Consider the following 14,637-nt stretch of genomic DNA (forward strand, 5'->3'; position numbering starts at 1 on the left):
AAACGGTAGCCACCATGATTCGAAGACTGATCCTTAGCACTGCCATGCTGCTTGGCAGCCCGCTGCTAGCCCACGCAGGTGTTTTCAAAGAAGAGCCCGTGTCCATGGCGGTGCTCGATCAATGTGTCAATCAGTCCAGTCAAAGCTACCAGCTAAAGCCCGTGATGCTAAAGACCATTATTGCGGTCGAGGGCGGTCGGGTTGGCACCATCAGTCCCAATTCAAATGGCTCCTACGACCTGGGTGTCATGCAGGTCAACACCCTACACCTGCCCAGCATCAAAGCCGAACTGGGCTACAGCTGGAAGGATCTGGTGTTCGACCCTTGCAAGAACATTCAAGCCGGCTCCTGGATCTTGTCCAAACGCCTGAGTGAGGTGCCCGGCAAGCCATGGCTGGCCGTGGGCAACTATCATTCAAAGACCCCGAAATTTCGCACCCGCTACCTGAAGAAGATAGCCGCCGCCTACTCCAATCTGGCCTCCGTCATCGGCACTCCCAAAGAAGCGTCCGCCATGCCCAGAACGACTGGATGGGGCAGCCCTGCCGCCAGCCCCCCTGCACCTGTAGCCCCCGGCGTGATGGTGTTTACCGACAAGGGCGTCCCCTCGCTTGCAGCGCTTGAGCAGTCCATCCGGGGCGGCAACCAACCCCAATTCTCCACCCCTATGGCTCGCACGACGCCCAGGGCAGTCACCCCGAAAGTCGAGGTTGTGGCGATAAACAATAAACGTCGTATGTTAAGGTTCATTGAATGACAACCATCACGGTAATTACCGAAAAGAACTCTGTTTCCATAAAGCTGGCTGCAGCGATGGGCTGGAGCAAGAGCGCCCTGGGCTTCTCGGGGCAGTGGATGGGCAACACCGTTCACATGGTGCCAGCGCGGGGACACCTGCTGACCCTTCCTGCACCGGATGAAATCCAGCCAGGCCTTGGCTGGAACAACCCCAGGGCGATGGAGAACATCCCCCGCACCAAAAAACTGCGCCCCATCGTCGACGCGCCCGACTACAAGGGTCGACGTGTCGAAGATCACCTCAAAATCATCCAGCAAGCCCTCAATCAGTCTGACGAAGTGATCCTGGCGACGGACGCTGACCGCGAAGGTGAATACATCGGCTGGTCGATCCTGGAACACCTGAACTGGAACAAGGGCGTGCGCCGCTGCTGGCTTGCTTCCGGTGAAGACCCGGCCAGTATGCAAAAGTCCATGGCCAACCTGCTGCCAGGCTTTGAAAAGAAGTCGCTAGCCCGCGCTGCCGAAGCTCGCGCCCATTGCGATCATGCCTACATGTACATCACCCGCGTGTTCAGCCACTACGGCCAATACGGGTTGCTGGGCAATCACCTGGGGCGCGGCGGATCGCCACGCGAGCGCGTGATCTCCCTGGGCCGCGTGCAGTCTGCCGCCCTGTACATGATCTACAAGCGCGAGGAGGCGATCCGCAACTTCGTGCAGAAAACCTTCTTCAACATCTCCGGCGACTTCAACACCTCGGGCATTTCGCTGAACGCCGAATACACCCCCAAGGTAACCCGCGAGATGACCGAGAACGTCATTGATGGGGTCACCTGGGAGCCACAGGGCAATGATGGTGACAACAAGTTGGACAAGCCGTTGTTTACCGGCGAGCAACAGGTGCAACAGTTCGTCAAACGCCTTGAGCAACACGCCGCCCAGTCCAAGGTGCTGGAGTACTCCGAGGGCACAAGCGAGCAGCACCCGCCCATTACCTTCGACCTGGTTGCCGCGAAATCGGCGTTGATCAAAGCCACCAAGATCACAGGTGAAATCGCCCAGACGGTGATTGAGGACTTGGCCTCGCAAGGCTTCATCTCCTACCCGCGCACGGCGCATGGCGAGCTCCCGGCCAACCTGTACCCGGCCAACGAGCGCAACCCACTGATCAAGTCGGTGATGAATGTGCCTGGGCTCGCTGCTGCCGCCCAACAGGCCATGGATATTCACGACGGCAATGACCCCAAGTACAAGCCCTTCAAGCCCAAATGCTTCACCACCAAGAAACTGGAGCACCATGGCTTAATCCCCACCCTGCGCGCCGTGAATGCCCAGGTACTGGCCAACATGTCGCCACAGAAGAAAACCGGCGAGAGCATCCGCCACAATGGTGAGCACATGCGGGTGGCCTACACCTTGATTGCCCAGCAGTTCATCCAGGCCCTGCTACCCCCAGTCAAATTGGCCACCCAGAAGATCACCTTCGCCGTGCCAGTCATCGACATGCTCGGCAACGATCAGTCGCTGTTTGTGGCCAAGGCAGCGCGCACCGTCGATTTCGGCTGGCGTGGCATCATGAACGTCGGCGCGGAGAAAAACGCCGAACTGCCCAAGCTCAAGAATGGCGACCCAGCCCTGCTGGAGCAGGTACTGCTCAAGGAAGGCAAGACCAAGCCGCCTGTGCGCTACACCGAACAGAACTTTGAAGAGGCCCTGAAGAACGCGGCCCGCGAAGTGGACGATCCCGTGCTACGCAAGTATGTGGCCAGCGGTGATGACAAACCCATGGGCATCGGCACACCGGCCACCCGCGACACGATCATTCCGATCCTCAAGGCCAGGGTCTACATCACGGTCGAGAAAAGTGCCCTGTTCCTGGCCCCCAAAGGCAAGGAGCTGATCGACTATCAGCGCACCAGCGGCCACGACTGGATGCACCGGATCGAAACCACGGCGCAGTGGGAAGGCAAGCTGGGGGAGCTGGCATTGCTGGAAGACGATCGACAGGCCATTGCCATGCGCGACCAGTTCATCGAAGACAACCTGGTGGGCCTGGAGGAGTACGTCACCTGGATGAACGACAAGTACGCCACCGTGGAAAAGAAACCCCTTGAGCGTGCGCCCTCGGCGGTCACCGACAATATGAAACAGGCGATCAAGAGAATCGCCGAGCGCAAGAACATCAAACCGCCAAGCGGGGCCCTGAGCGACCCGGCTAAAGCCAAGGCCTTCCTGGACGAGCACATGCCCAAGCGTGAAGGCGGCGAAGCGGGCAACGGTGGCGTCTACCCGCCAAGCGCCGCTCAACTGGGGTTGGTTGCCAAGATCGAGGCAGCCTGCGGGGTAGCCGTGACAGATGAGATCCGCGCCAGTGGCAAGCTGGCCAGCGAGTACATCGAGAAACACAAACCAGCCTTGGACGCACAGTACAAAAGTGCTCCGCCCACGGAAAACATGATCAAGTTCGCGAAAAGCCTCGCGGCCAAGTTGCCAGCGGATCAGCAGCCGAGCGATGATGTCTTTACGCGTATGGACGCCTGCAAGGCGTTTCTTGACGCCCAGACAAAGGGCAGCACGGGTGGCTCCGGCAGTAAGTCATCTGGCAAGCCCGCCACAAAAGGCAAAACAGGAGGCGGCACACGCCGGTAACACATGAAAGTGCGCTTTGAAGAACGCTTTACCATTAAATTGGTTCAGAGTCGTCCGAACGAGATCTTTGTCTTCGGCGACAACCTGAGACGCAAAGGCAAGAAAATCGGCCAGGCCATCATTCGACCGATGCCCAATGCGTTTGGCGTTCCCACAAAGCGCGAGCCGGCTCGGTATGATGCCGCGTATTTTTCCGACCAGGACGATGAAATCAAGGCGGTGGAACAGGCCCTTCGCGATTTGTATAAATTAGGTCGAAAATACACCCTTGTGTTTCCCCTTGGCGGCCTGGGCACAGGCCTCGCCGAAATGGAAAAGCGCAGCCCCAAGGCCTGGCGGCGCATGAATCAAATCCTTGAGGAGCACTTTGGCGTGATCAATGGCCTGGTGTCGCGGGCGGTAGAGCCGTCATTGCAGCCCTAAGTGCCCGCCCCCTTTAATTTCCATGGCGCCTGATCCACTGGCGCCTTTTTCGTGGGTGATTGCATGCTTCTGCACACGGTTTTTGAATGGGTGGGCGCCGCCACCGGCATCGCTGGCGCGGCCATGGTCGCCAGTCACTCCAAGTACTCCCCTTACGGCTGGATCAGCTTCCTGGTCAGCAGCAGCTGCATGTCGGTGTTTGCCGTCATGACCCAGGCGTGGGGTCTTCTGCTCCTGGAGAGCTGCTTCATCCTGACCAACCTGCTGGGGCTGTGGAGGGGCCTGATACAGCCGTTTGTACGCAATAACAGCAGCCGGCACGGCGAAGAAGCGACTCCCCCCGAGCCGGCGCCTACGACCGAGCTCTAGCTGCATGTCGCTTCAGCCCCATCAGCCACCAGGCGCTGTGACGGCGGCAAACCCACTATCCACCAGGTGTTTTCACGCCCGGATTGGGCTTCTAGATGATGTTTTTCGGACACTTTACAGGTATTTTGCTACCATGGCCGGGCTTGGGTTTCACACTGATATCATCCACCACCCTGGGCTTGATCGCTTGGAAGATGTTTTTCGAAGGAATCCCCCGGTAAGCGGTAAGTCAGAAACCCGCTCCCCATCTCATGGAGGATAGCCCTAAGAAATTTGGTATGACCATCCATAACTATGTGAAAACTACCAAGTTCCAGGGTATTCGCACCAATAGCAACAATGCAAAGACAACCCACAAGTGTCGGATCACTGTGGAATACCAAGGAACAAGCTATGAACTATCGCTGCCTATCTATAGCTATTCGGCAGCCTCGGCCATCACGAATGGCCAGATATGGCGCAACAAGGACGGCAACATGGAGCGCATCCGCCAGGCTATTCTGAATGGCTTGTGCCAATTACCTGCCCTCCCCAAAAGCTAAAGGTGCCTCATGGCACCTTTCTCGGTGAAATCCATCTTGAGGGAGCCAGCTCGACTCAAGGCGGATTGAGCGAGCCAAAGGTGATGACTTTTGCACTGGGTGCAGCGCCCTCGCGGTCTTTTTCGACCGCTGCCCGCAAGGTTTCCTTGTAGCACATCTCGCGGCGCAACTCCTTGCCCGCCTTCGAGAACAACCACCCCTGTCCATGGTCAATGCCCGCATCGCGAAGCCAGGCGTATTGCATGGGGTTGTCAATGTGCTCGGCCACCACTTTCATGCCCCGCGCATGGCAGGCATTTACCGCCGTGGTAATCAGGCGCTGGGCCGAGGCACTGGTCTGGATGGCGGTCGTCAGTTTGGCCGACAGTTTGAGGTAGTCCAGGTTCAAGTCCTGAACCACGCTGAATTTCGCGTATCCGGTACCGAAATCGTCCTGACCGACTTTGCAGCCCTGTGCTTTGACCAGGTCGACGAAGGCCCTGGCCAAGCGCATATCGCGAATGGGCTCAGACTCGGTGATTTCAAATTCGATTTTGACGTCCTTAGGCTTGCGCGACAGGAGCCAGCTGGCTTCTTCATGGAACAGTGGGTCGCACAGGCTTTTGGCCGACAGATTGACCGCGACTTCCGGCCCGTCCGGGATCTGCTTCAGGGTGTTGATCACGGTGTCGAGCACCCAGAGATCGAACTCACTGATCTCGCCGGATTTTTCCATGCGATTCACCAGGGCTTCGGTATCCCCGGTAAAGCTCAGTGGCCTCATGAGGGCCTCGTAGCGCGTGAGCTGCAGAGTTTTCATGTCCACAATGGGCTGAAACTGCATACCAAACCGCTTTGAGAAAATCGCTTTCAGGCTCCCCATGGTGCCCCTCATGTAGCAGGTCTCTAATACAGCCATTGAAACACAGTAATGCTTATATTGACAAAGATAGATTGCGAAGTCGGTCAATCTTTAGCAAAATATTGGATAACAAGGAAAACAATATGCACACCAAGACCCTCATCCTGCAATCGGGCGGGCGGCTGTTTGTCATTGGCGAGCTTTTCGGCCACTTCCCTGCGCTGGGTTTCTGGATGCGTCAGGTTGCCTTTAAGCCACAATTGGATAAGGTCGTTCTACTCGGGAATTTCCTAGGCTATGCCGCGTCGTCGCGTCAGGCTCACTACTACCTTTCTCAACCATGGCTGGAGGCGGTGCTTGGGCCGAATGAAGCCCATGTGCTGGATCGCCTGAACCGGGGCAGCCATTCCGCCGAAGGCACCCTGATCGGGCAATGGCTGGGTGCCATGAGTCGTGACGAAAAGGCAATGCTCCAGCGAGCCCTTGCGGGCGCGCCTGTCGCCCTGGAGTGGTCGACCGAGGAAGGCCTTGTAGTCTTTAGTAACAGACCAATGCGCGAGGATATTCCTTGGGAACATACGCGCAGCGAGCTTTTGAAGACCGCCAATTCCGCCCAGGGCTTGCAGCTGTTTATGAGCCGCATTGACACGCTCAGGTGCCTGGGCATGATTCCTGGGGGTGCGCAGCGACCTGCACCAGGGGTGCACCAGAACATCGCGGCATTTTCGCTGGAAAAACCAGCAGCAACCCATCATGTACGCCATAACAGAATTATCGTAACCGGATCCTCCTGCACGGCCCATGGTGCTCAGTATGAGCATCAAAGCCTGCTGTGCAGTATCGAAATCAATCATTTACAGTCTTCTATTGAACAGGTGAATACATGGGAAATGTCTCTGGACGTGCGGCACGCGCTGTATCCAGCGAGCAGCTTGAATACGAATATGCACTGAAGCGCAGGGCTCTGTGGCGCGTGATTACCGGCTCGGGGCTGATTGTCCTGGCGCTGCTGATCATGGCGTTTGCCGCTTACCCCATCGTTTTGAAGTCCACCCTACCCCTGCTCTGGCTGCAGGAAGCGAACGCAGGTGGCTGGAACAAGGAACTGCAGACCATCGGCATCAACCTGCTGGCCAAAGGCCGCATCGAGGTCTTCCCGCTATGGATCAGCATCGCTGCCGGCGCGCTAAGCTGCCTTTCAGCCTGGCTGGGGGCCACCCTCATCCGACTCAAGGATGCGACATCCCCGTGGGCAGTGATCTTTTCCAAAACCTTCTGGTGCCAGGTCTACCTGTGGAAACAGCCTGACCACAACCTGCGCGTCACCAGTCGTCGCCCACTCCAGACCAAAAGCTGATCAATACGCATAAAAAAGACCTGCCTCTTGCAAGGCAGGCCTGACTCACCCCTTAAGCGCTGCGGCGATTGCCGACGATCTTCTCGGCGATCTGCTGAAGAATGAGCTGCTCAGCGCGATCAAGCTGGCCATTCATCTTCAGTCGAGCAATGCGGCTCTTGGTTTCGCGAGGGTTGACCTTGTGGGTCAAGGTTTCCTTCGCATTCGGATCCAGCTGATGGATCTGCTCGAACACCACCTGCTGGCTGTATTCGTTCTGCAATGTTTCCAGCAGCAAGCTGGCCTGCTCTTTGCCGCTAGTGTTTGCCTCGGCCAGAACCAGATCACGGTGACGAGCACGCAGCTTTTCGAATTGCCGACGAAGCTTATCAACACCGGTCAGTTCGTCTTCGGCTGCCCGAACACGCGCCTCCAGATCGGCAATCTTGCCCTTAATGCGGGTAACACGCATATCATAGGTGTCACCCAACCGGGGCTGTTTTGCCACTTCCTCGGGGCTTGGGAAGTCTTCTGGCTTCAGTGCGGCGAGGTCACGCTTGAGCTTGCCAATGGCACGCTCGTCCTTGCCAATCGGACTGATGGACGGGCGTCCTGCTGCCGACAGTACGACACCCTCCACAGCCTTTTCCAATGTGTTCAGCTCACCACAGGACTGGCGATCCACTTCCGCCAGCAGGGCGTCACGCTCCAAGTGAGCCTGGGTGATCTTGCACTCCAGGGGCAGCGCTGGACGCCCCATTGGGCGCAAGCCGCGACGGGCAAGTGGGCTCAGAGAATTCCACTCGTCATAGGTCATGCCCAGATCCGGGAGCGCCCAGTACAGGGCGAACAGCCCTTGGCGAATCACCTTGATGTCCTCCAGCTTGCTGCTCAGCGGCGCCAGCGAGGCGGGCGTCATCTGCGACGAGAACTCGCGGTAGGCGCTCTGCAGCTTGGACTCCAGTTGCAAGGCACGGAAGTAGTCGTCGGTGGCGACCTTGCGATCATCGGCAACCTGGGTGATGAACGGGGCTTCATCCTCAGAAACAAAGTCCAGACCCAGGGTCTCGACATACAGGGTCTCCAGCTCCACAACTTTGTTGTGAGCCTTCAGGAGGTCACGACGCACAAATTGGATGTCTTTGGCCGCGAGTTCTTTGCCGCTGGCTGGCATGACCGCCAAAAGATCCGCGCAAACGGGCTCCAGGGCGTCCAGCTGGGCGATCAAGGCCTCACGGGATTCCAGGGTATTCGATTTGCTATCAGTGCGAGTGTTCATGATGCCTCCGATTTACAATCCATCGAGCCTTTGTCTTCCAGACCCCTGTCATCAACGGGGTCTCAACAGATGGATGACAGACTCTTAATCGATTGGGGTAAGACCTTTTAAAATGCGTGAGTCACTTCGCGTAACCCTTGCCGTTTTGGCAATTCGCCTTCACTTGGATCAATTTATACCGTTAAGTGAGGGGTTCGTCAAGCACAATTTGATAGAAACCCGAAGGATCTGACAGTCAAGTGAACGACGTCATAGTAATGGCACTATTGGAGTAGGCTAGCCGCTCTACTGCGCCCCTTAGGGGGCGAGAGCGCCCTCTTTCTGCGCCCTCGCTTGACGCAGGTCACGCTCCATCTCCCGCAGGAATTGATCCAATTCGGATGGGGAAAGCTTGAGCTGCGGGAACAGACCGTTCTCGAATCCTTTCTGCGACTTGCCGCCCGAAGCCAGGTTGCCAAAGCCTCTTTGCTCCATGTCGTACAGGGCAATGTCATCGCCAGACGTGTATTTGACCAATAAGTTCAATCGGTTCAACGCCACCGGATCCAAATCATCCAGTGGTGAACTGGCGATCATGAAGAAATCGCCTTCGCCGCCATTACGGGCCACCCGCCCTCTCAGCTGGTGCAGGGTAAATGCCCCTAGGTGATCGGCATCAATAACCCCTAATGCTCTGAGGTCTGCGATATCCACCCCGATCTCAATCAGGGTCGTGGCCAGCAGGACATCTGCTTCCCCGGCGTTCATTAGGTCAATAATGGTGGTTTTTTCATCGCGCTTGGATCGACCGTGAATCACGGCGACACGGTTGGGCTTGAGTTTTTCCCACTTGGCAGCACCCTGAAGGATGGTTTTCTGGTTGCGCAAGGTCAGGTCTTCATCGACTTGCGATCCCAGGTATTCGAGGGAAACTGCCACTTCGCCCAGTTTTTGCATGAAGCGCTTGGTCAGTCGATTGTGGGCATCGTCCTCACCGTGCAGCTCCACCACATAGCCTTCCGAAATTGTCCGGTCGATGCCAGCCAACATTTCCGAGGATTCTGTGTGGACTGTCAGGTTTTTCACCGAGAATCCAGATTTCTTCTTCAACACCGCGCAGATCTTTTCCGCCTCCTTCAGGTCATCGCTTTTCACGTGGTAGAAGAAGGCTTTCTGCTCGGCCACTAGGGGGTAGATCAGGGCCACCCGGTCACCTGCCGCCACGCGCTTGTACAGCAGATCCATGACAATCCGCTTTTCCGGAATCGTGTTGCCGATCAATTGCGTCTGAATTGACTTCTTGACGGGACAATCCTTGATCACGGTAATCTTTTTGTTGCCAAACATCGTTTGCGCCATGGTGCGCGGAATCGGGGTTGCCGTGGCTTCCAGCACGTGCGTGCCCAGACTGCTGATCGACTCACGCTGCACAGTACCCATTTTCTGCTGCTCGTCAGTCACTGCAAAGAACACCTTCCAGTGCGGATTTTTCTTCAACCAGGAGAGGATCGCTGTTGTACCGATCAACATCGACCCCTCGGCAACCTCCGCGTTGAAACCTGCCGTAACCAGGTGAATGTTGAGGGAGGGGTACCATTTGCGGATGTTCTTGGCCACCTGGTCAGCCAACGGCTCTGTCGGCAACATGATCACCACGTTCTTGCCCAGCGAGCACGCGTAGGCAGAGGGAATGCCGTAAGCGAGTGTTTTGCCGTTGCCCACGTCCGCCGAGAGCAGTCGATCCATTGGCGTTTCTTGGGAAAAGTCCTGGATGACGTCCCAGATTGCCCGGCGCTGATCAGGTGTTGGTGTGTAGGGGTGCTGCTCGACCAGCGCCTTGATCAGCGCCCGATCGACAGGTAGGGCTGCATCCGGATTGGGAGCGCGCTTGGTGGCTGCCATCGCCTTGCGAATGCCATAGTAGGCATTGAGTCGCCGCGCAGCCTGCATGGCCTTCTCCAGGTCATCTGGCAGTCGCGGATTGTGCAAGGTCATCAACAGGTGCTTGAGGCTGTTGAAGGGAATGCGGCAATGGGTCAGGACGGTCATCTCATCCACCCCCAGCTCATCGAGCATGTGCTCGACAGCCTCCTGCGGGTAATTCAGGGCGGCAATTTTCGTCAGCTCTGCAACCTTGGAGGGCTGAATGACGCCTGGCTTGCCTCGGTACCGTGCCACGATGCGGTTTCGATCGCCTACCGGGACAAGCTCAAGGTTGCCCAGGGTTTTGCTTTCATCGCGCTTATCCAGCGTTACCTTTCCGGACACATGGATGATCTGGCCGATCGAGCCCGTTTGGGCATACTCCCATTCCTTGAGCTTGCTGAAGGTAAACACCGAAATGGAGCGCATGCCATCGCTCAAATCGATGCGCATGTATTCACGCTTGGGCTCCGGCGCCAGCATTCCCTTCGCGAGTTTTTCAGCGCGGATGGTGTCCGAATGCTTGACGCCCACCAGCTTCAGGGCGGCGTAGAAGGTCGCCCCAAGATCCAGGCGCATTACCGCTGGAATGCTTTTCAGGGGAACGGTGAAGTCATCATAATATTGAGGCAAATTGATCAGCAGCTCCCAAGGCTCCTCGATGTCGAGGGTGTTGAGGCGCCACATCATCTTCTTAAATGCATCAGTCATTATCGTAACCTACCCTTTTCCATCCCCTATTTTAGACACATATTGCTTAAAACTGGTTATGCATTTTTCGTCCGAATCACAGATTCTCTTCGGATTTTGTGTAAATTGGCAAATACCATCTGATCATCACTGGTCAGGCCCGTCAGTGCAGCCTTATTTGACAGCTTTTGCATCGCCTGGGCGGCAAACACACCCGTAATGTGCTGGATCAGATGTTGAGCAGTGCTGCGACTGGTCTCCGGCTCATCACGCATCAGCGCGGCCATCATCGCCGGATTTTGCAGTCCACCCAAGCGTCGACCCAATGAGGCCGCCGCGCCGCGCTGGCGGCACTGCACTTCCAGTTTCGGAGCGTAGTAGGGATTCTCTTCCAATTTCAAATGGTCTTCATGGCTGGGCAACAGATCCAGCTCACCCTTGAGCATTTCCACCTTCCAGTCCACCAGTGTCTGGATCAGCTCGTCGCCTTCGGCTTTCCACAGCTCATCATGGATCATGTCTTCTGCCCACAACGGCTCATCCCAGAGGATTCGTGTCAGTCGAAGGGCATTGTCGTTGAGGGCATTCTCCGGCTTGACGTAGGCGCTGCGGGCCGTTGGCATCGACACCAGACGCTCCCTCAGGGCTTCAACAGGCATCCCACAGATCGAAGCAGCGCGCTCCAGAGCCTGGTGCCGGAGGAGTGGGTCTCGCGTCTCATGGATCAGCTCAATGGCCTTGCTGGCGAATTCGGCGCGGCCTCGGTCGCTGACCAGATCCTTGGCTTCAGGCAAGTTGTGCAGCATGGCATCCAGCCAGTCCAATGGCTGTGCCAGGATACCCTGGTACGCCTCGGGATCCTTGATGACCAGGCTGTGCGGATCCTCCCCCTCGGGCAGCAGGATCACATCGAAGACCACTTCGTGATCGGTGATGTTCTCCAGCAGCAAGGAGCCGACCTGCACCAAGGCTTTGATGCCTGCAGCATCACCATCAAAAATGAAGGTCACATGCTTGGTGTAACGCAAGAGCAAGCGCAGCTGATGGACTGACATCGACGAGCCCATGGCGGCAGCGGCAGCCAGGTTGATCAGGTGATGGGCGATTACATCGAACTGCCCCTCCACGATGAATAGGCGCTCAAGGCGATTCTGATTGCCAAAGGCCTTGAGTGACTCGTACAGCCCGTACAGTACGCTATTGCGGGAGAACAGCGCGCTTTCCTTTGAGTTGCGGTACTTGGGCTTCGCATCCGCCCGCAGGGTGCGCCCGGAGAGTCCGATGGGCTTGCCTTTCATGTCCCGCACCGGCATCACCAGTCGATCGCGGAACAATGAGAACACGCCTCGTTCGCTCTGCTCCAGCACGCCGCCCTCAATCAGCGCCGCCTGGTGCTCGACCAGATTGTCCACGGTGTGTTTGCCATATCCGGCAAACCCAAGGGAAAAGCGCTCGATCATTTCAAGGGGTATGCTCCGTGACGCCAGGTACTCCAGGGCGGTGCGGGCATGGTCACCGGGTCGAGACAGCTCTTGAACGAAATAATCATTGGCAGCCTTCATGGCCGGCAGCATCTGGAAGTCCAGCTGCTCTTTCTTGGCTGAGCGAAGGTACGGCTTGAGGTCAATTCCAACGTCTTCAGCCAAGTCCTGGGCGACCGCGATAAACGATCGACCGGTAAAGGCCATCATGAAATCCAGGGCATTGCCACTGGCGCCACAGCCGAAGCAGTAATAGAACTGGCGACCTGGGGACACCGAAAATGACGGCGAATGCTCCTTATGGAAGGGGCAAAGGGACACGTAGTCCTTGCCCTGCTTCTTCAGGGGAATGTGTCTTCCGATGATTTCGAGCAAGTCGTTCTGATCGACGATGTCATCGAGGACAGTCTGAGGAATGCGATCGAGAGGCCGCTTGGCCCCACCATTGGGAGTCGTCATGGCATGTGAACCTGGATTTTCAAGATCGTTTTTATAATATATTGACACTGCGCTGTCCAGCCTCCTATCATCCGCACAACCAATTTATTGACAAATCGACAAGGCCGGCCCGCTGCCGGCCTGGCCGGCTGTATTCTTCAACCTCATTCAGCCATCCATTGCTGAATTTCTGGCGGGCGTTATGTTCAAAATCGAATTCAATCCGTCGATCGTGCCGACATTGCAACACTGCCTGGACAGGCTCTCTGACCTGCAGTCCGGTCATCCGCAGATCTGGCTGCGCTGCCCTCATGTGGATCAAACAACCGCCATCCAGGCGCTCTGGGGGCAATTGAGTCCAGCACAGGCCCCGGTGAGGCGGCTGTCGGGCCATCTCGTGTCGCTGAGTGGCAAGGAGCTTCGACAGCTGGTGAAAGCCATGGAGATCTTCATTCACGTCAATGATGGGCGATTCTGTTCAGTTTTGAATGTGCTCGATGATGTTATCAGTGGTCACCCCAATCCCTTCGCCGTCCGCCAAGCCTTTGCTCAAGCTGAAGACGCCTTCCAGGCAAGTGGTGCACATGAACAGAAGGAGCCGTTGCTCGAACTTCGCCTGCTGGCGACCGAGCTTAAGCAGATCGTGGAGCTTCGGCTGGAGGGCTCCTTTTACGAGTTCTCCACGACCTGTAAAAATGCGCGTATCGCCTGGGCGCGTGCTGCTCCAGAGAGAATCGACGCTTCCTGCTGAGCCAAAGGCCAGCAGGGCTTGCCCTTGGGGGACTAGATGGCGCCGTTGGCGATGTACTCGCCACGATTTCGGCCTTTGCTGATCAGGGGGGAGTAGTTTAGCGCATTGGAGAAATTGCGCTTTTTGGGGTGGGGAGTCTTGTCTTCGGCTTCGGGTACCAGCATGTTTTCCAACTCCTTCTCCCTGGCCACCTTGCCTGGTCGGCTGATGATGTAGTCGACAATCAGGCGCTCGAAATCCAGAACCTCCTTGCTTGGGTTGAAGTTCGGACTTTTGCGAACGATGCCGGCATCGGAGCAGGTGGCCTGACCCCAGGAGAGCAGGAAGCTCTTGATCACTGCCGGTGGCGCCAACAGCTCGGCAGGCGTCTTTGCACCTTTGCGGTAGTAGCGATTGGCACCTTGGCGTATGCCTTCCAGGGTTACGCTGGAGAAGGTGCTGAGCATACGGTGCAGGCAGGTAATCAGACGATTTCTTGGCGTTTCACTGAACCATACCCAGTTCTTGCCCTCATCCAGCCAGACGGCATCTTCGCGAATGGCGATGACATCGCGGATGTAGTCCAGTGCCTGGCGCTCAGGTATGCCCGGAACATAGGGAAGTAGGTCACGAACAGCGGTCATGCCGACGTTGCTGGTCAGCTTTCTGGCCTTGGCCAGCACCTTGGCTGCGGAGCCCTCCATGTCAGGCAGAATCACAAAGCGCTGGTTGAACTCGGTGGCTACCCGCAAGTGTTTGCCAACCCGATTGAACTGTTTCGCCGCGTTGAGCACACCCTCCAGCGCATCATCGCCCAGGCCATGTGCGCGCAAATGCGCTTCAATGCGTTCGGCTTTAGCCGGCGCCATTTGGTTGATGATGGACAGCATTCCGGGTAACGTGGAAAGGTGCTTATCAGCCTGTTCGGCCATTTGCCTGGAGCATTTTGTGGCGACCTGTCTGACACGCTCACGGGTCAGGAAATATTCTTCACCCACATCCTGCATGCTGCGCCCACCTTTCCCATCCCAGCCGTAATGCTGGAATGTGATGTTGATATTGCGATTATTCAGCTCGTCTGCAGGAATGGCAGCCAGGAAAAGATTGTGCATCTCGGCGCGAAAGGAGGTCATGGCGGGCTCGTTTTTTCTTATTATTATGGATGCCGGCTTTTGCCAGTCATTGCATAAAATCTACAAGCACTGCGCACTTATG

13 protein-coding genes are annotated in these 14,637 nt (G+C 56.8%); 8 read left to right on the plus strand and 5 right to left on the minus strand.

Annotated elements, in window-relative coordinates; translation table 11 throughout:
* Window positions 1–14 precede the first annotated feature (14 nt).
* The 5 genes from ACLCGK_RS03000 to ACLCGK_RS03020 all read left to right on the plus strand — a co-directional run bounded on the left by ACLCGK_RS03000 (window position 15) and on the right by ACLCGK_RS03020 (window position 4,725).
* Entirely contained in the window at window positions 15–758 is a 744-nt protein-coding gene (locus ACLCGK_RS03000; protein ID WP_410951244.1) for a lytic transglycosylase domain-containing protein, read from the plus strand.
* Window positions 755–3,391, plus strand: a complete 2,637-nt coding sequence (locus tag ACLCGK_RS03005; protein WP_410951245.1) for a DNA topoisomerase — start codon at window positions 755–757, stop codon at window positions 3,389–3,391. The genes ACLCGK_RS03000 and ACLCGK_RS03005 overlap by 4 nt, the downstream gene beginning before the upstream one ends.
* A gap of 3 nt (window positions 3,392–3,394) precedes the next feature.
* Window positions 3,395–3,814, plus strand: a complete 420-nt coding sequence (locus ACLCGK_RS03010) for a hypothetical protein (RefSeq protein ID WP_410951246.1) — start codon at window positions 3,395–3,397, stop codon at window positions 3,812–3,814.
* Between the two features lie 63 nt (window positions 3,815–3,877).
* The gene (locus ACLCGK_RS03015; RefSeq protein WP_410951247.1) at window positions 3,878–4,183 is read left to right on the plus strand and encodes a hypothetical protein; all 306 of its coding nucleotides are present in this window, start codon (window positions 3,878–3,880) and stop codon (window positions 4,181–4,183) included.
* 278 nt (window positions 4,184–4,461) lie between these two features.
* Complete coding sequence (locus ACLCGK_RS03020; RefSeq protein ID WP_410951248.1) at window positions 4,462–4,725, plus strand: hypothetical protein; 264 nt, start codon at window positions 4,462–4,464, stop codon at window positions 4,723–4,725.
* A gap of 55 nt (window positions 4,726–4,780) precedes the next feature.
* Here the strand turns inward: ACLCGK_RS03020 and ACLCGK_RS03025 are convergent, their stop codons facing one another.
* On the minus strand, window positions 4,781–5,587 hold the full coding sequence (locus tag ACLCGK_RS03025; protein ID WP_056799968.1) for an EAL domain-containing protein: 807 nt from the start codon (window positions 5,585–5,587) through the stop codon (window positions 4,781–4,783).
* Window positions 5,588–5,709: 122 nt separating this feature from the next.
* On the opposite strand from ACLCGK_RS03025, the gene ACLCGK_RS03030 reads away from it, so the two are divergent.
* Together ACLCGK_RS03030 and ACLCGK_RS03035 are read left to right on the plus strand one after the other, a co-directional pair.
* Complete coding sequence (locus tag ACLCGK_RS03030) at window positions 5,710–6,519, plus strand: serine/threonine protein phosphatase (protein ID WP_410951249.1); 810 nt, start codon at window positions 5,710–5,712, stop codon at window positions 6,517–6,519.
* Between the two features lie 20 nt (window positions 6,520–6,539).
* Entirely contained in the window at window positions 6,540–6,923 is a 384-nt protein-coding gene (locus ACLCGK_RS03035) for a hypothetical protein (protein ID WP_410951250.1), read from the plus strand.
* Between the two features lie 52 nt (window positions 6,924–6,975).
* On the opposite strand, the gene ACLCGK_RS03040 is transcribed toward ACLCGK_RS03035, so the two are convergent.
* The 3 genes from ACLCGK_RS03040 to dnaG all read right to left on the minus strand — a co-directional run bounded on the left by ACLCGK_RS03040 (window position 6,976) and on the right by dnaG (window position 12,713).
* Window positions 6,976–8,181, minus strand: coding sequence for a hypothetical protein (locus ACLCGK_RS03040; RefSeq protein WP_410951251.1), 1,206 nt, complete (start codon window positions 8,179–8,181; stop codon window positions 6,976–6,978).
* Between the two features lie 297 nt (window positions 8,182–8,478).
* Window positions 8,479–10,794: a DEAD/DEAH box helicase gene (locus ACLCGK_RS03045; protein WP_056799985.1), complete on the minus strand. Its 2,316-nt coding sequence runs from the start codon at window positions 10,792–10,794 to the stop codon at window positions 8,479–8,481.
* 56 nt (window positions 10,795–10,850) lie between these two features.
* Window positions 10,851–12,713, minus strand: coding sequence for a DNA primase (gene dnaG / locus ACLCGK_RS03050; protein ID WP_410951252.1), 1,863 nt, complete (start codon window positions 12,711–12,713; stop codon window positions 10,851–10,853).
* Between the two features lie 181 nt (window positions 12,714–12,894).
* On the opposite strand from dnaG, the gene ACLCGK_RS03055 reads away from it, so the two are divergent.
* Window positions 12,895–13,443: a hypothetical protein gene (locus ACLCGK_RS03055; RefSeq protein ID WP_410951253.1), complete on the plus strand. Its 549-nt coding sequence runs from the start codon at window positions 12,895–12,897 to the stop codon at window positions 13,441–13,443.
* Between the two features lie 32 nt (window positions 13,444–13,475).
* Here ACLCGK_RS03055 and ACLCGK_RS03060 read toward each other — a convergent pair whose 3' ends face one another.
* Entirely contained in the window at window positions 13,476–14,555 is a 1,080-nt protein-coding gene (locus ACLCGK_RS03060) for a hypothetical protein (protein WP_410951254.1), read from the minus strand.
* Window positions 14,556–14,637: the final 82 nt, after the last annotated feature.

This window comes from Pseudomonas sp. S1(2024), assembly GCF_046557535.1.